This is a genomic window from Wolbachia endosymbiont of Drosophila baimaii (assembly GCF_028982185.1).
GTDB classification, from domain to species: Bacteria; Pseudomonadota; Alphaproteobacteria; order Rickettsiales; family Anaplasmataceae; genus Wolbachia; species Wolbachia pipientis.
On sequence record NZ_JAPQLE010000116.1, the window covers coordinates 1 to 17,465 of the forward strand.

8 protein-coding genes and 5 pseudogenes are annotated in these 17,465 nt (G+C 35.5%); 6 read left to right on the forward strand and 7 right to left on the reverse strand.

Going from position 1 to position 17,465, the window contains the following annotated elements:
• From OZD66_RS03895 to OZD66_RS03910, 4 genes and pseudogenes are all read right to left on the reverse strand, one after another.
• Positions 1 to 808 (reverse strand): IS630 family transposase gene (locus OZD66_RS03895; protein WP_275022267.1). Its coding sequence is split into 2 segments (ribosomal slippage), with 809 coding nucleotides annotated over them: positions 1 to 484 and positions 484 to 808; the frame shifts between segments, so codons are not numbered across the junction. This gene is flagged as partial in the annotation.
• A gap of 241 nt (positions 809 to 1,049) precedes the next feature.
• On the reverse strand, positions 1,050 to 1,178 hold the full coding sequence (locus tag OZD66_RS03900) for a hypothetical protein (protein WP_259348513.1): 129 nt from the start codon (positions 1,176 to 1,178) through the stop codon (positions 1,050 to 1,052).
• Positions 1,179 to 1,321: 143 nt separating this feature from the next.
• Entirely contained in the window at positions 1,322 to 3,685 is a 2,364-nt protein-coding gene (locus OZD66_RS03905) for a TomO hydrophobic C-terminal domain-containing protein (protein ID WP_259348514.1), read from the reverse strand.
• Between the two features lie 264 nt (positions 3,686 to 3,949).
• A pseudogene (locus tag OZD66_RS03910) lies at positions 3,950 to 4,774 on the reverse strand (IS5 family transposase).
• 51 nt (positions 4,775 to 4,825) lie between these two features.
• Between OZD66_RS03910 and OZD66_RS03915 the strand changes: the two are divergent.
• The 3 genes and pseudogenes from OZD66_RS03915 to OZD66_RS03925 form a co-directional block, all read left to right on the forward strand.
• Positions 4,826 to 4,942: pseudogene (locus OZD66_RS03915) on the forward strand (IS5/IS1182 family transposase); the annotation flags it as partial.
• Positions 4,943 to 5,095: 153 nt separating this feature from the next.
• A complete protein-coding gene (locus tag OZD66_RS03920; protein ID WP_182366893.1) occupies positions 5,096 to 6,556 on the forward strand; it encodes a cytoplasmic incompatibility factor CifA in 1,461 nt (486 codons plus the stop codon).
• 54 nt (positions 6,557 to 6,610) lie between these two features.
• Complete coding sequence (locus OZD66_RS03925; RefSeq protein WP_182366895.1) at positions 6,611 to 10,003, forward strand: cytoplasmic incompatibility factor CifB; 3,393 nt, start codon at positions 6,611 to 6,613, stop codon at positions 10,001 to 10,003.
• A 170-nt stretch (positions 10,004 to 10,173) separates the two neighbouring features.
• On the opposite strand, the gene OZD66_RS03930 is transcribed toward OZD66_RS03925, so the two are convergent.
• A protein-coding gene (locus tag OZD66_RS03930) for an IS5 family transposase (protein ID WP_182366897.1) occupies positions 10,174 to 10,963 on the reverse strand; the annotation gives its coding sequence in 2 pieces (ribosomal slippage) (positions 10,174 to 10,701 and positions 10,703 to 10,963; 789 coding nt in all).
• A gap of 63 nt (positions 10,964 to 11,026) precedes the next feature.
• Between OZD66_RS03930 and OZD66_RS03935 the strand changes: the two are divergent.
• Positions 11,027 to 11,209: pseudogene (locus OZD66_RS03935) on the forward strand (transposase family protein); the annotation flags it as partial.
• A 1-nt stretch (position 11,210) separates the two neighbouring features.
• Here the strand turns inward: OZD66_RS03935 and OZD66_RS03940 are convergent.
• A pseudogene (locus OZD66_RS03940) lies at positions 11,211 to 11,833 on the reverse strand (transposase family protein); the annotation flags it as partial.
• A 934-nt stretch (positions 11,834 to 12,767) separates the two neighbouring features.
• Between OZD66_RS03940 and OZD66_RS03945 the strand changes: the two are divergent.
• Both OZD66_RS03945 and OZD66_RS03950 read left to right on the forward strand, forming a co-directional pair.
• On the forward strand, positions 12,768 to 14,495 hold the full coding sequence (locus OZD66_RS03945; RefSeq protein ID WP_182366901.1) for an ankyrin repeat domain-containing protein: 1,728 nt from the start codon (positions 12,768 to 12,770) through the stop codon (positions 14,493 to 14,495).
• Positions 14,477 to 17,014, forward strand: coding sequence for an ankyrin repeat domain-containing protein (locus OZD66_RS03950; RefSeq protein WP_182366902.1), 2,538 nt, complete (start codon positions 14,477 to 14,479; stop codon positions 17,012 to 17,014). Before OZD66_RS03945 ends, OZD66_RS03950 begins: the two co-directional genes overlap by 19 nt.
• A 20-nt stretch (positions 17,015 to 17,034) precedes the next feature.
• Here OZD66_RS03950 and OZD66_RS03955 read toward each other — a convergent pair.
• Positions 17,035 to 17,337: pseudogene (locus tag OZD66_RS03955) on the reverse strand (recombinase family protein); the annotation flags it as partial.
• Between the last annotated feature and the right edge of the window lie 128 nt (positions 17,338 to 17,465).

Consider the following 17,465-nt stretch of genomic DNA (forward strand, 5'->3'; position numbering starts at 1 on the left):
TTTTTCCTGGCTCTGTTTTTTATAGCAAACCAATGATGCTCAATTTTGTTGAAATCTGGAGAATAAGGCGGCAGATACAAAATTTCTGCATCAACCCCTTTAGCAAGCTCGATAATTTTATCAGACTTATGAAAAGTAGCATTGTCAAGAATGACAGCCTGTCCAGGTTCCAAGATCGGTGTCAAAAATTGCTCAAACCATCCATTAAAAACATCCATATTACAGCGGCCTTCAAAGGTTAACGGAACAACTATCTTTCTTCCACTTAAGGCTGCAACCATACTGATTCGTTGAGTTTTCTTTCCAGATTTTAGGCCATAAAACCGCTGTCCTTTCTGGCAATACCCATATGGATAGTCCTCTGTGTTATCAATGCCAGACTCATCTATATAAACTAAGTTTTCTGGTTCTTTTGTTGCTATAATTTTTAAGAATTCAGCACGTTTTTCTTCGTTTCTTTCCTTGTATCCATATGTCTTTTTTTGCGCGTAAATCCAATTTTTCTGAGAGCTCGGTGGATCGTTTGGATACTAACGTTGCCCCAAAGTTTAGCCATTTCCGACAGAGTCTTTCCTCCGTTTTCTCTGGCAAATTTAGCAAAGGCATCCCAGTCGGTAATTTTGTGATTGTAACCTCCATTTCCAAGTTTTTTTGATTGAAAGTCTCCTGTTTCTTTTCTTCTTTGCTGCCACTCCCATAAAGTAGTTCGTCCAATTTTAAATCTTGCTGCCACTGTTTCTCTGCTTTCTCCTTCGTCTAGCGCTTCCATTGCTTTTTTCCTTAAGTCATAACTATATGCTGCTGGCACTCAACCTCCTTATCATCGTCTATCCTTATCTTATCACATCCGGACTTCTATGAAAAGAGCTATACATGCTAATTTCCTGTTGTAAATGCTCAAATTATTTACTATTTTTTTATCTTGATCCATAATTCTGGTTATTAGTACTGTGACCAAGAGGTATCCTAACATCACTAATCTTAGGAGAGCAGAGCATTTTGATCATCTAGGATTTCAAAAGTTGAGCTAAGGACATAAAACTAATCCTTTAATACAACCACTTTGCTGTTCCCTTGCCATCATGCACAGAGCCTAAAAAAATCCTGCTAATTTTTCCACTAAATTTGGTCTTTTCTTCATCTATATCTCCTTCTACGCCTAGAATTTTATTCGCCAATTGTCTAGAGCACCAAGTAATGTTCTATATCACTGTCAGCAACTAATTTGCCGCACCGAGAGCTGATAGACCCTTTCATCTTTCTCTCTACCTCTTTTTCACTAAATCTTTTGGGAAGTAAAACAATATATTTTTCCAAACAGTTATAAACTAGGAACCATAAAAACATCTTCATGATTAGCGATTTTAAAAGTTTGATCAAGTTCAATATTCCTAAGCGTTGTACTTGCCTTATATGAACAATAACATCCCAATGTAAGGAAAGTTAATGCAGTCAAAGCAAGTGAAATAGATATTCCTAAATGAGACATTGTTAAACTTGTGCCAAAAGCAAATGCTCCAGATAATATAAGAGAAGCAGAGGCATAAATTATTTGCTTTCTACCATGAGTGCTTGCTGCTGAGAATTGAGATCTTACTGCTGAACTTTTTTCAGGAACTTGAGATAGGTTACTAGCCCTTTTACTATAACCTTGTTTTACATTAACTAGATCCACGTTCTTTGTAGGTACCATCGCCTCAGTGCCAACTTCCGCCTCCATTTCATTTTGGGTTGAATTATCGAGCTTCCCCCTCTTTTCAATAGCTGCAAGCTCATTATACAAATTTTCTACAGAGCAAAAATGTGAGATCCCGGCACTCAAGCTTTTTTCAACGTTTTCTAATCGTTTATTCTCTGCCTTTAATAGTTCTACGCTGCTCAATAATATAATCCTTTCTGATAAGAGTTCCTCAATTTGTTCTTTCATTATATCTATCTCTTCTATCAACTTCTCCTGTTCTATCTGTCCATGACACTTAACATCTGATTGGGTAATTTCTCCGGATTTGCTTATGTTCTCTGTTTGTATAGCAATACTTTTTGTTTCGCTTGCTATTAAAATGTAGTCGTCACGCTTGTTTAACTCATCATTTTCCCATTTTAATTGCTCGTTTTCTGCAATCAACTTATTTTTATCTTTCTCTCTTTCTTCTATCGAAGCATACAGCCTATCTCTTTCCTCGAGTACGCCACGTAGTTGATTCTCAATCAAATTGTTTCTATTGAGAAGAACTTTGTTCTTTTCTACAAGTTTAAGGTTTTCTTCGATCAATAATTCATTTCTTTGATCTAGAGAACAATTCATTTTTCCTTGTATTTCCAATTTTAATTTAAGTCTGTAAATTTGTTGTAAAAAATCCCCAGATGAATTTTCGAAATTGCCTCCGGACTCATTCTGTAGACATTTTTTGCCACTTTCACTGATAAGTTCTTCTACAACATTGAAAAACCCTTGCAAGAACATCTTCAGCTCTGTTAACTCTCTACTTAATGACGTAAAATTTTGTTGTTCTAGTATTTCCTCCACTTTGTTCAACCTATCTACAATTAGTTTCATAGGTTCAACCATTCTACTTGCACCACTTAAATTCATCTTGCCACTAAGATCTGCTTCATTAAACGGATCTTCACTCGTAGAAGTGTGGTTAGATTGACCGATCTGTTTAATCGGAGTACTCGAATTAATCAAATTTATATCAAAGCCAGAAGGTACGCTCATATCACTTAAAACATTAATTGAGTTGCCCAGAGAAGATATGCCACTATTTTCAATTAATTCACCATTATCACAAGCTCTCTGATCTTGTCTCTTATCAACAGCAGCTTCTGTTAGACTAGCACAATCTTTCTGATCTTCTCCACTGCTTTCACTCATAAAGCGCTTGACTCCTATTACCTTCCTAACATTCTCTCCAAGTTCTTCTCTTTCGATTATAATACGAGATTCATTTTTTTCATAGTTAATTTTGTCATATAATTGTTCACATTCTCTGTAGGATAATATTGGTTGTAGCGTCTTCTTCTTTACTTCTTCATCGTAGAAAGCTCTCAGCTTATCATTTGATAATATTGCTATAGCTTCTCTTACATCAGGATGCAATTGAGAACACCCATTTCTGCATGAATTAACACGGTTCAGTAGAAAAATCTTAACAGAGTGTTGCTTGTATTCCATAAGTTCCTCTAATGTAATCCCCATAACTTCTTCTTGTGATTCTATGTATTCTAGAGCTTCTTCAAAGTCTTGTCTGTTAGAGGTGAGAGGTTGAGCTTTTTTTAACTTTTTGATCTCACTATCTTTTGGATGCACACCATTAACTTCAATAACAGGGATAACACTTGCAGAGTCAATTGCATTTAACACAATACTACAATCATCTTGATTTTTTAAGAAAGCTTTTAGCTGTTTTTTAAATTCCAATAAATTACTTAATTTATCTTCATTAGTTCTAGATTTTTTGATTTGATCATAAACGTTTCTGGCTGCTTGGTTGTTCTCTTTATCAGTCCTTATTTTACTTTCTAACTTACCAAGGAGTTTGCTCAGTGGTTTTTTAAGTTTCTTATAATTGTTAACAAGCAGTTCTCTTATCCGTCTTTCAAAATCTCCTTTTCCTTTGAATCTCAAAACAGTATATAGATCATCTTCAGCCCTCTGCTGATCGAATTTTGTATTTACAACCATACCCTTACCTAACACAAATGGAACAGAGCAGACACTGCTGAACAGAACTTAAGGGCGAAGTTAAAACCCACTTAGTTAAAGCCATCAGCACTTCTCCAATTAATCTTACTAATATTCTTCTGGAAAACAACATATCTACTGACCTTATTCTTGGGAATATAAATAGGGTAGTGTTAAAATTGCATCACCTATAGTCTCCAGAAACCTTATGTTAGCTGTCAAATCAAAATTTCTAGAAAATACTCAATAGACTTCTTTCAAAATTCACGTAAGGAGCTCAAAATTGTGGATAGCAGCAATCAAATTAAATCTTAAACCAAAACGCTTTCGTCGATTTCTATATCTATCGGAAATGATTTTAAACCTTTTCAATAAGCCAATTACGTTTTCAACTATTGCCCTGTGGCTCATAAGTGTCCTGTTCTCTTTTTTTTGTTCTTTGCTTAACGGATTCTTTTTCGTTTTCCTGTGCGGTAATACAACATTTTTGTGTATCTTCTGCATTCCCCTGTAGCCGGCATCAGCTAAGATTTTAGTTTGCGGCAATACTGCTACTTTTGATTCTCTAAACATCCGAAAATCATGTTTTCTGCCATTTGAGAAAGATGTGCATATGACTTTTTTACTTTTCTTCTCTGTTACTATTTGTGTTTTTATAGTATGTCTTTTTTTCTTTCCAGAGTAGAAGGGCTTTTGCTTTTTTTGGCCTCTCTACTGGCGTCTCAGTTCCGTCTATTACTAAAACTTCATATTCTACATCACTCTTTAATAGTTCTTTTTTTCCTGGTAATGCAAAATCTGGATATTTTATTAATGTGTCTTCTACCCATCTTATTATTTTAAAACAATTACTTTCACTCATGCCGTAACTTTGTCCAATATGAAAATATGTGCGGTATTCTCTTATATATTCTAGTGCCATCAGTAGCCTGTCTTCTATGCAAAGTTTGCTTTTTCTTCCACTTCTAGCTTTTTTTCTTTTATCTTCCTCATCCATAATTTCTACCATTCGCTCAAATGTTGCTTTTTTTACCCTGTTAAACGTCGAAACTTTTCTCCTTCTAACTTTTCTATTTCCTTATATTTCATGCTTTCAAATACTTGATCTTACACTCCTTCTTCTAATTTTGAAAGAAGTCTATTGGCTTATTGAAAAGGTTTAAAATCATCTCGGACAGGTATAGAAACCGACGAAAACGTTTTGGTTTAAGGTTTAATTTGATTGCTGCATTTCACAATTTTGAGCTCCCTACATGAATTTTGAAAGAAGTCTAATGATTCTAGACAGATTTCTCTAATTCTGACCAGAACGTTTGTGTATTAAATAGGTCTTTCTGGAGTAATTAGGTATTGTAACTTAGCTACAAATTTAGTACCATAGCGTTGTTTTTATGATATAGGGAGGTTTAAATGCCAATAGAAACAAAACGTCAAGCTGAAGTGCTTAAAAAGCTACAAGATGTGATAAAACATACAGATCGTGACATTGCGGCTGGAAGAAAGTTAGCTATTAAAAGGTGGGCAGAAACCTATATAGAGCATATTAAATCCTTTAAGGATGATAAGCTGGAATTCTTATATAATGTTTTTCGAGATGAAGGTTGTTGGTTAGGTACAAGGTTAAATAATACTGTTTTAGGTCAAAGGTTTACTGAAGAAAAAATAGGTGGAATAGATAATCCACTCCACAGATACGAGATGGCTTGTAGTTACTGTGTGGTGGGTAAAATTCTTCCGTTCTTTCAAAAAAGATTCGAATTTCTCAAGAGCAAATTTCCTCCTGGTAAGTTTGATGGCAAAACTGAAACTGAAATTGACAAATATGTACGAAATTCCCTTCTAGATACGATAAAGAGGAATGGTCGTGTGTTTGATTTCTGGATCGATAGAGAATCTGGGGGATTAAAGCAACCAAGTACCGCGTCAGAAGGTTTTGACAGTGCTGTAAAACTTAAGTGGAGTGAAGGAGTAGAGTATTTTTATAATCATTTAAAAGAAGAAGATAAAGAGAAGAAGCTTACAGAAGCAATTATTGCTCTTTCTCGTCCTCAATCTGTTGAGAAAGACGCCTCTATTTTAGATTTTTGTGTAAATAAGATAGTCGATAAAGATACTCTTTTACAGAAAGTATCGCAGAAGGATAGAGGGGTATATTTCCTTTTTAGTAGATTAATACGTTCATGTTTTTTTGATACAGTGCATGATTTAGTACAGTGCTGGTGTTATAAAGAAGTTTCAGAACGTGGAGACGGAGATCATTCAGAGAAAATATTCTCATATGAAGAATATAAACTTCTTCTTTCCTCACTTTCAAATGTGATGTTAGACAATCCTGAGTTAAATGCTCAAGCTAGATCTCTTATTATGGAAATGTGGAGATGTGGTCGCTTTTATAAACACAAGGAGGCTGCTGTTAATACTTCTAATTATACAGTTCCTACAAGTGGTGTATTTGCAGGGTTAATAGTCAATTGGAGACGAGAAGACATTTATAAGACTGATGAAGAAAAAGAAATAGGGAAAAAAGAAATATTAGATATGATGTCATTTGCCAAAGATTGCTTTCCTGAAAAGTTTGCACTTTTTAAGGAAGTCATGATAAAAAACCTTAGATTATGTGGTCGGAAAGGAATGAAAGAAGATATAGACTATGGTGATTCCGCAAGAGAGTTATTCTCTGAGTTAGAGAGAACAATTTTTGGTCCTAGAGGCGATGGTCCTTGGAATAATTTACGGCTTCAATCTAAGGTACCTTTGCCGCTTGATGGTTCTGGTGATGGCCCGAAGTCCGGGTTTGAAGCTCCTAGTGTGAGTGGTGTTTCTGGTTCTCATAAGAAAGGAAGCATCTTTACGCTGAGTGGTAATGAGTAGTCCACTCATCAATTTAAGTGGTTTTTCTGGTCTTAGTAAATAGAGAGGTATTTTGTGTCTTTAGCGAGAAGTTTAGTAGATGGAGATCTCGAGGGTTTTAGACGAGAATTTGAACCTTTTTTAGATCGGTGTCCATCTTTCTTGTATCATGTGGGTACAGGTCGTTTTCTTCCTATATCCTTTTTTAGTATGTTTGCTACTGCACATTATGCTGGAATTCTAGATGAACGTGAAAAAGTCTACTTTCGTTTTGATAATCATGGTATTGATACAAGTGGTAATAATAGAGATACAGGAAACCTAAAAGTTGCCGTTCTAACTCGTAATCGTGATGGAAAGCAAGTCGTCAGGTGTTACAGTGTTTGTGATACCTATAATAGTCCAGGTGCAAGGTTTAGTGAAAGAGAAAGAGATTCTCTAGTACGAAAAATTAGACAGCAAAATCGAGGTTTAAGGGCAGGTGACCTAAGTTTTGAGCAATACAAAGTATGCATGCATGGAAAGGGCAAGAGTCAGGGTGAAAAAGGTGCATCAGTATTTGACGCGGTTCGCGAAGATAAATTTGGCAAATATTCAGCATCTGAGATTAATCTTCTGAGGCAATTTCCAAGGATAGGTCACCGATTATCGGTCAAGTCAATAGAAAGAAGACGACTTAACAGAAATCAGAGAGGACAGCTTGATAGGTTGATCAATTTTGTACAAGTCGAACCTAGTCAACAAGGGATTGACAACTTTATGGAAATACTAGCAAGTGATGACGAAGAAAATGTAAGAAATTCTCTCCAAGAAAATATTTTAAGATACGTAACTGATACCTATAATAATTATAGGGCGCAGGTAAGAAACAATATTGAAAATCGCAATCAGAAATTTGAAGGTTATGGGTTTTTATCAGGTTTTTTAGCAAGTTTTAGTCATCTCTACACAATAGATGTTGACCTCAACTTGTCTCCTAGGAATTCACGCATTACTTTTCTTGTACGTCATCAAGCAGAAAGAGACAATATTCCCATTATTATCAATCTTGCTACAGGAGGGACATGGTCTCATACTGCATTAAACCGCGCTAGAGGTGACGCTGAAAGATTGCGTGCTTCTTCATTTATATCTATTCATACTGAATCAAGATATGCTGTTTGTGTTGGATTAAATTTTAATTTAAATCGCATTCCTTTTAATGTTGATACAGTAGAACTTCAACAGGATAGATTTCCTTTAGTGCGAAGATTATTTGAGTGTATAGAAAATGAAGAAATTATAGAAGATATTGAAGATTTCTTACTTCAACATATCCCTACCGAAATACCAATAAATGAAGAAAATCGTGACAGGATACTTGATTGTATAACTGGTTTTGCTTTTGGAAGTGGTGCTTTTGATAGGCATCATTTACAACTTGAAGGTGGAGGGGAATTACCTGTAGCAAAGTATGTATTTAGATATGATGATGAGGATTTAGGAAGAGATGCTTCAACTATGGTCTTGCATGCTCAAGGTTCTGATATAGTTATACTTCATATTAGAGCTAGCAATGATATACAACTAGAGGCAATCCCTTTACTACAAGGTAGTATTGCTGCTGTGGGTGTAGTGACATACACACTTAATGATCGATCTGGAATAAATTCTAATGCAGTTAGATTTAATACACCAGGAGATTACCTATTGGAGAATAGGGGTAATGTGCTTGGTGGTCAGCTTGTAGAAATTCCCAATGCTGAAAATGTACATGGTATTTTAGAGGGAGTTATGAATGATGACTGGCAAGATGGTGCTCAGCACGGAAAACTATTTGCAGCTATTTCCAGAGTATTAATGCCAGAAAATATGAATGGTGATGCAATAATAAATATAGATAGCGAGGATAAGTTTCGGTCTATATTGCATGGTGTATTTTGTGTTTATGACAGTCCTGATAAAGTACTTTCTAGGTACAAGATAAGTAAAACATATGGTCCTGAAAGGATAAGAGAAGGAGTGGTGGAAGAAGTACGCACAAGAGTTACGGAACAGAGATTAGGTCTTCTGTTATTAAGACGACCTACAGGGAATGATTCAGATACTCACCCAATTGGGTATGTATTAGGATTTGCTAATAATGCAGAAGAAGTAGAGCAGGAGCAAGACGAAGCCGAACGGCGAATAGGTAAACTTATGGAAAAGGAAAGAGGATATTTGCCTATTACTTCTGGAAATAAGGTAGTTTTATCTTATGCTGTGTTTAATAGAGGTGCACAGAGAGCAGAAGACCTTATATCTACTCGACAACCGTGTGTACATAAATTTGATCGTCGCGGTCGTGACCTAAGACCAATAGAACATGAAGGTATTATTGATGAAAGTCCGCCAGCGAATTTATTATCAGATGTAACTATTCAAAATTTAAGGAATTACCGCCAAAATGTTAGGCAAGAAGATCAAAGGAAGGAAAAGATTTTATTTTTTCAGCAAGGTGATAATGATAACCAATGTATTGAAGTGCGTTTGCATGAATGCAGTAAAGAAAATGCTATAAGAAAATGGATAAGGTTAAGTGCACATGGAACTATACCTACTACTCAAACTGCGCAAGACGTATTAACGCAAATAAGAGGGATTCTTAATAACCAACAGATAGAAGTAAGTGATCTGCTTACACTGGAATTTGCAACAAGTACTGGCTATTATGATTACTGGCTTCAACAAATTGATATAGCTCGCGCTGGAAGATTGCAATATCAGCTTCATACTGAAGGTAATCACGCTTTTGAAGTAGTCAATTTAGCAAGGGATAACCAACAAATGACTGACACATTAAACCAATTCGAAGAAAATGCAGAACATCAACGTTTAACTCTAATCATTACTTTAAACAATACTCATTGGGTCACATTAGTTATTGAACGTGAAAATGGAAATTATATTGGGTACTATGCTAATTCATCTGGTGGTAATGTTCCAAATAATGTTACTGGTATCGTTCGAAATAACTTAGGAAATAATGTTAGGATTGAAAATGTTTCTGTTTATCAGCAAACGGATGGTCATAATTGTGGTTTGTGGGCATTAGAAAATGCTAGAGATATTAATCAAGTTTTAAATCAAAATCCTGGGAGGCGAATTCAAAATATTACAGATGCTATAAAAGAGCAGCTTAGAAGAGATGATCAAAACAGGAATGAAAATTACTTTCGAGGCCTGAGGAGGAATATTGCACAATTATTCAGAGATAATCCGCAGGATAATGTTCAATTGCAGGCATACCATGATAACAAAGGGCGCATTGATCCGTTACTACGTACTTATCTAGAGTTAGGATATCACAGAGTAGGGGGAGGATATGGATTAGGAGAAGCACCTATATCACTCAGTGTTAGTGATTTCAGTGACCTGCCACAGTCGAGCTTAGAAAGTCCTGAAGCTAGTCATGTTTCTAATCTTAGCAAAGGTAAAGTAGGTAGGTAGAGGTAATCGGTGGATGAAAGGAGTGTAACAAAAACCTTATGCGTCAAGTAGAGATTGTAAACAAATTTAAAGAGGTTAAGGTGGGTAACCTGTTTTTTTTACTTGCAGCAATGTTTCAAAAAGTATATGTGTTGAGTTGGGTAAAGTTGAATGAGGTTCTTGGAACCTGTTTAAAATCTCCTCAATAGAATAGAAATGAAGGAAAGAACAACCATTTGTAAGCTAGTGTTGAGTTTCCGCTCGCAATTTTTCCACAAACGCCTACATTTTTCCAACCAAGCAAAAGATCGCTCAACAACCCATCTCTTTGGCAATACAACGAAAGAATGTAATTCACTCCGCTTTATTACCTCAACAGTTGCACCAATAGTAGCTTTTATTTGAGTTGCAAAATTTTCTCCTGTATAGCCAGCATCAACCAGTACATTTTTAACTTCAGAGAGGTTTTTTTTAGCCTTTCCCACCATTTCCACAGCACTGCTACGATCAGTTGCTTCTGCTGTTGTTATATGAATTGCGTGTGGCAAGCCTTGCGTATCAACTGCAATATGACGCTTTATGCCTGAAATCTTTTTACCTGCATCATAGCCCTTTTTTTCAGCAGTATCTGTGTTTTTAACGCTTTGGGCATCAATTATACAGAAACTGGTTTTCTCTTTCCGACCATTGCTGATACGAACCTCTCCAACTAATTTTTTTTAAGACTACTTCCAGCAAGCTTGGTTCTGCTCCATTCTTTTTATTCCACATTTGAAAATAGTAATACACGTTCTCCCACCTTGGAAAATCTTTTGGCAGCATTCTCGACTGGCAGGCGCTTTTTAGGACATATAGCACTGCACAAAATACATCATACAAATCAAGTTTCCTTGGTTTTGTTTTCTTTCTGCTACTCTCCAGTATTGGTCTAATTTTTTTAAATTGTTCTTGACTTATATCGCTTGGATAGCTTTTTTGCATAGATATACCTCTTTCTTAACTATGCTTATTTTACCTCATATTTTCGAGATCCTTAACAGGTTCTTAAGCAAAGAACAAAAAAAAGAGAACAGAGCACTTATGAGCCAAAGGGCAATTGTTGAAAACGTAATTGGCTTATTGAAAAGGTTTAAAATCATCTCGGACAGGTATAGAAACCGACGAAAACGTTTTGGTTTAAGGTTTAATTTGATTGCTGCATTTCACAATTTTGAGCTCCCTACATGAATTTTGAAAGAAGTCTATTTTTGTGTATCTTCTGCATTCCCCTGTAGCCGGCATCAGCTAAGATTTTAGTTTGCGGCAATACTGCTACCTTTGATTCTCTAAACATCCGAAAATCGTGTTTCCTACCATTCGAGAAAGACGTGCATATGACTTTTTTACTCTTCTTCTCTGTTACTATTTGTGTTTTTATAGTATGCCTTTTTTTCTTTCCAGAGTAAAAGCGTTTTTGCTTTTTTTTGGCCTCTCTACTGGCGTTTCAGTTCCATCTATTACTAAAACTTCATATTCTACATCACTCTTTAATAGTTCTTTTTTTCCTGGTAATATAAAATCTGGATGTTTTATTAATGTGTCTTATACCCATCTTATTACTTTAAAACTGCTACTTTCACTCATGCCATAGCTTTGCACAATATGAAAATATGTACGATATTCTCTTATATATTCCAGTGCCATAAGTAGCCTGTCTTCTATGCAAAGTTTACTTTTTCTTCCACTTCTAGCTTTTTTTCTTTTATCCTCCACTTCTAGAATTTCTACCATTCGCTCAAATGTTGCTTTTTTTACCCCTGTTAAACGTCGAAACTTTTCTCCTTCTAACTTTTCTATTTCCTTATATTTCATGCTTTCAAATACTTCATCTTACACTCCTTCTAACAATTTTGAAAGAAGTCTATTGTTTTTTTAAGGTTTTATAAGTGTGCGGTAGGGAATACTATATTAATTTTGTTTTTCTACCATGTCACTGGTAGTAGGTTTATAAATTCTGTATGGTTTTGCGGCGTTTTTATGTTGAGTGGTCATGCAGTACCAGACTGATACTACTCCAATAAATAACGATCTCTTAACTATAAAAAACCTCAAATTCTTCGTTCCATATGTGTGATTATGTTTCATTAAAAATGCCTTCCTTGATTTTTTGGATGTCAGATAATTTAAACGTAAGATACGCTGTATATGTCAAATATTTATTGTAGAATATGTGGCCTTAGCCAGAAAAAGTTGTGGAGGAGTTTGGAATATTTCTATACAAGTGTTAATAAAAAGAATTGCATTCTATATATTTGCAAGTGGAATAATGTTGGTTTATTAATATATTCTACTAAAAATTTAAACAATGCAACCATTTTCAGCGCCCAAAATCAACAAGCGTGAGAAATGTTCGTTTTGGGATGAGTTGGTCTACCAAATGATCTGTGCGAACTTTTTTATATTATAATTTTATTATATGCCAAAACCAGCTACATTGGCTCACTTTCGCTAAATCCACATACGAACTAATTTCCCTGACTTTGTTGCAAAGATTGCAAGTTCCTATTTTCATAACCCTACTTTTACGTAGCTTGTTCTCACAAAGATACGATCTTTTTGGGATCTTTGAAGAAGTAAATAATTGAAATCTTTGTAATACTTGGTTGCAATGTTTTTTAGAGACAAAAGGTATTTTCCTATATCTGAATACAATAAATTTGTAATTCTGAAAAAAAATATAAAACTATTGCTAATTATAATAATTGTGTAATAATTAAAACATAAGTTTTTAAGTTAAGGTAGTGTCGTGGGTAATCAATTGGAAGAAGTATCTAGTCCAATAAATATTCAAGCAGATTTAGAAGAGAACAGTATGGTTGATGGAATAGAAAAGCGGTCAAAAGAACAAGGTTTTTATGCAACACAGACCATACCAATTTATCAAGTTAATCAAAATATTACGTATTCATATTTAGCTACGCTCGATAGTCACTTAAAAACAGATGAGCATTGTGTACACGAAAGTAATATACATACTGACTTACTTAATTTTGCTTTTCATGGTTCCTTAGAGAAAGTTCAAGATCTATTAAACAAAGGAGCTAGTGTTGAGATAAAAGACAACAATGGTAACACGCCTTTGCATCTTGCTGCTGGCAGGGGCCGCTTCGTAATCGTTGGAACCCTGTTAAAAAAAGGAGCTACTGTTGAGGTAATAAGCAATGAAGGAGCTACTCCGCTGCATATCGCTGTTCAGATGGGTCACTTAAACGTAATTCAAGTTCTACTAGATAATGGTGCTGATGTTGATGCGCAAAAAGATAATGGTGACACTGCCTTACATATTGCTGCTAAAGCAGGCCACTTAGAAGTAGTTCAAGTTCTATTAGGAAAAGGGGCTAGTGTTGAGGCACGAAACGAAGAAGGATGCACTGCTCTTCATTCTGCTACTGAAATGGGTAAATTAAAAGTGGTTGAGTACTTTATAAGTGAAGAAAAAATCAATATTAACCAAGCAACCGATGATAATGACACTCCTTTGCATATTGCCGCTGAAATGTGTCACTTAGATATAGTTCAATTTCTGTTAGAAAAAGGAGCCAGTGTTGAGGCACGAAACAACGAAGACTGTACTGCTTTGCATATTGCTGCTAGCGAGGACCACTTAGAAATAGTTAAAGCTCTATTGGGCCAAATGAATAATGCTGACATACGAAAGAATAGTTTCAAATGTGTATTGCATATTGCTGCTCGAGAGGGTTACTTAGAAATCGTTAAAGCTCTATTAGACAAAGGTACTGATATTAATGCAACAAACTATGAAGGCGATACTGCTTTAAATGAAGCTGCTGGATGTGGTCATTTGAAAGTAGTTCAATTTCTGTTAGACAAAGGAGCTAGTTTTGAAGCACGAAACGAAGAAGGATGCACTGCTTTGCATATTGCTTGTGAGGTGGGCTATTTAGGCATAGTTAAAGCTCTGTTAGAAAAGGGATCTGATGTTAATGTAGTAAGCGAAAAAAATGGCGATACTCCATTACATGAATCTGCTAGAATGAATCGCTATGATATAGTTGAATATCTTGTAGAGGAAGAAAAGGCTACTATTGATGTAAAAAACTTTAGAGGTGAGACTCCTTCCGATTTGGCAGATTCTAATGGTTACAAAGACATAGTTAAGTATCTTAGTCTTCGAGTAAGGGAGTGTCCCAAAACCTCGGGAAGTCTGGCTGATGATAAAAATGTGATACAGTATCAAAAAGTGACAGAAAATAAACACCTAACTATAACTAATAGAGCAATAAAGACCAGTTTCTGTGTAGGGATAATGACCATGTTGACAAGTGTGGCTATTGGATGTACTGCTATTCATCTTAGTTTATCAATATCAGCTACTGCTGCATTGATTGTTGGGGCCATTGCTGGTGGCATTACATATGCAGTATTAAAGCCTAATAGTAGGCTAAATGAATGTGAAGTGAATAGGCAAAGCTTACCTCAAATGCCTAAGGACGAATGTTGCATGTCATATTAGTTCTTGCATTTTATGTCATGCGTGTGAAAATGGTGCGTAGTATTTTTAACCGAGGTGGAGTTATGGAATTGAATAAATCGCAGGAAGTATTAAATTCTGCTAACGCTGATGTTGGTTTAAGTAAGAGTAACGTGGTTAGTAAAATAGAAGAGAGATTAAAGCAAGTAGATCCAGGTACATTGTGCCAATTAAGTTTTGCTGTTTTAAAAAACAACAAACAAATGGTAGAAACCCTTATAAAAGGAGGAGCTGATGTTAACACAATTGATGCGTACAATCGTGATCCATTATATTATGCTATCTCACAAGGGAACACAAGAATGGTAGAGATCCTAATAAAAAATGGAGCAAGTGTTAATAAGAAGTATAATGACGGAAGCACTCCTCTACATCATGCTGTCTTGAGCCAAAAAATAAAAATAGTAGAGTATCTTATAAACAATGGAGCTGATGTTAATGCGTTAGATGAAAAACGGCGCACTCCATTATACTTAGCTGGACGAAGTACAAAAATGGTCTCGATTCTCATGAAGAAGGGGGCATTACCTTTACTGGAAAACAGAGATATTGAATTTTTAAAGGATCTAGCTAAACGCATTAAAGATGATGATACAGAGTATTTAAAGGAGATAAAGGTAGAACAGAAGGAGGGGCGGGTAGATGATAAGTATGAGTCAATTAAATACTCGTTGCTGCTTAGTGATAACAGCTCTTTGACCTCTATTATTAAAAGGGAAAAATTCAAAAATTTAATATCTGATTGGTCTTTCAACGTACCTGATTTAAAAGATAACCAAAAAAATTTGAATAAGGCACTGTTAAATCTTCTTACAGACTTTCCATTTTGTGACATTACAAGGTTTGAGGACTTTTTACACGATAACAAAGGTGATGATCTAAAAGCTGTTCTCAATCTTCAAAGGGGAGAATCCAAATTGACAATACTACATGTAATACAAGGTATGGAGTATTTAGCAGTGGAAAAAGACATAGGTTGTGCAGTTAGTGCATTTATGACTTTACTTTTAAAATCTGGTGCTGATCCTAACATAGTTAACAGTGAAGGGCAAACACCTTTGCACTATGCTGCTTATTATAATACTTTAAATATACCTTTGCTTCTGAAAAAAGGAGCACGTGGTCAAACTGACAGACAAGGAAAAACTCCTCTAGACATTGTAATTATTAACAAAAAACCTTTTGAAGTGAATCTTTTAGAACAGATCTTTTTAACTCAGGAGCAATTGGAAGCAAAAAATGATTTAGAAGGTATTTGCGGTCATAGCTTTAACACTAATCGACTAAGAAAGTTTTTCAATCAGCACAAAGGAAATGAAGGTCTTAAAGAGATTCTCAATCTTCGTGATTGCGAAGGAAAGTCTCGAGTTTTTCAAAAGATTAGGGAGGCTTGTTATGGTAATGAAACTCATTTCAAAGAAGCAAAAAAGTTGCTGCTAGAAGCAGGAGCGATTGATTACGAAGAGTGGAAGGACAAAAAACGTTTGCCTAAGCTTAGAACTCTATGGGATGATTTAATATTAGATCAGTCGGAAAAGTTGAAAATATTTTTGGGTAGGGTAAATAAATCCAAAGATATAGATGAGTTAAAACGCGTTGTAAACGAAGCTATAGAACTTGGGGTAAGGCTGAACTTTCCTAACCAGGGTAGTATATACGGAAAGGTATATGAAAAGGAATATAGTTTTACAGATTTTGTGATAAGAAAGATTAGTGAATTAAGAAAGAGTTCCGAAGGTTCAAGGAATATAGAGGTTGCTAGTGGTATAGTATGTCAATTGATATCAAAAGGGGCAATTTTGTACAACATAAGCAGTATATATGTAATTGACGAACTGGAAGAGTTTGAAAGCCACAAAGCTAATATGAAAAACGCTTATGCAGATTATGAGAATCGTGCTTTAGATTTCATAACAATCGTTCAAAGCGCAACAAGTGGTAAGGTAAGAGACGTAAAAATCGACAACTCTACTCTCTGTCTTGAATATTCACAGGATAGTAAAGTAGATGTTGCAAAGATTACAAATGGAGCAAGGGGTTTAGGTATCACTCAGGAAGGTGTACAATACGGAAGAAATATAATAAAGATAGGTAAGAGTGAGGTAGAAATTATAACGGAAAACACTATAAGGAATTATGTAGGCCTAGCGGATGGTAGTAATATAGTATTGACTTTCGATACTGGCTTGGGAGAGTTGGAAGTGAGATTATACACTGATAAGCAAAATCTAATAAAGGTAGAAGTAGAAGATCAAGAAAAGTGGAAAAAATTACAGAATTGTGAGGAACGAATAGGGGAAAAATGTTTGCTTGGTGGATGTTCAGTACGTGATGCTATTGAACGAGGTTTTTTTACTAGATCTGGAGAGTTGATTCGTTCTGAAACAATTAATCAATCTGATGCAACAAAAGTGGACTCTTGGACAAAGCGCGAAAAAATGAGAAAAGCTTCAAGTCTTGAAGAAACAGTAGGCCGTTTTCTATTTAAGAGCTTCAATTGACGTCCAAAAGAATGTGATTTTTAACACTCCCATGCCAACTTATAAAATTTCTCAAGCTGCTCACTCCACAGCATTGGTATTTCCCTCAATTCAACCAACTTCAATCCTCTTGGCTGCCTCCCATTTATTATGTCTTCCTTAATCTTTTGTGCTAAATAATTTAACCTTAAAATTTGCTGTATACGTCTTGTACCTATATTAATTTTGGCACTCAGCTCATTCACACTTCTATATTTTCCCTCTTCTAGTTGCCGTTTCCACAGATGGGCTCTCACCACTGCTTTCAGTAGCGCATTGTTTATTTTCCCTTCGGGTTCTAAGACAATTGGACCCAGAAGTTACCGCCAGTAGACCACTCAGGTATAGCATTTCTCATAATAGTCCGAACAGGTCATAGGAAGGTAGAATCAACAGCACGACGAAAGGATTCGAATAGAGAAATGTTTTTCCT

What these genes read in the sequence shown, in the direction of transcription:
- OZD66_RS03905 (WP_259348514.1), bottom strand. Translation starts at nt 3,685, where the DNA reads ATGGTTGTAAATACAAAATTCGATCAGCAGAGGGCTGAAGATGATCTA.
- OZD66_RS03920 (WP_182366893.1), top strand. Translation starts at nt 5,096, where the DNA reads ATGCCAATAGAAACAAAACGTCAAGCTGAAGTGCTTAAAAAGCTACAA.
- OZD66_RS03950 (WP_182366902.1), top strand. Translation starts at nt 14,477, where the DNA reads ATGTTGCATGTCATATTAGTTCTTGCATTTTATGTCATGCGTGTGAAA.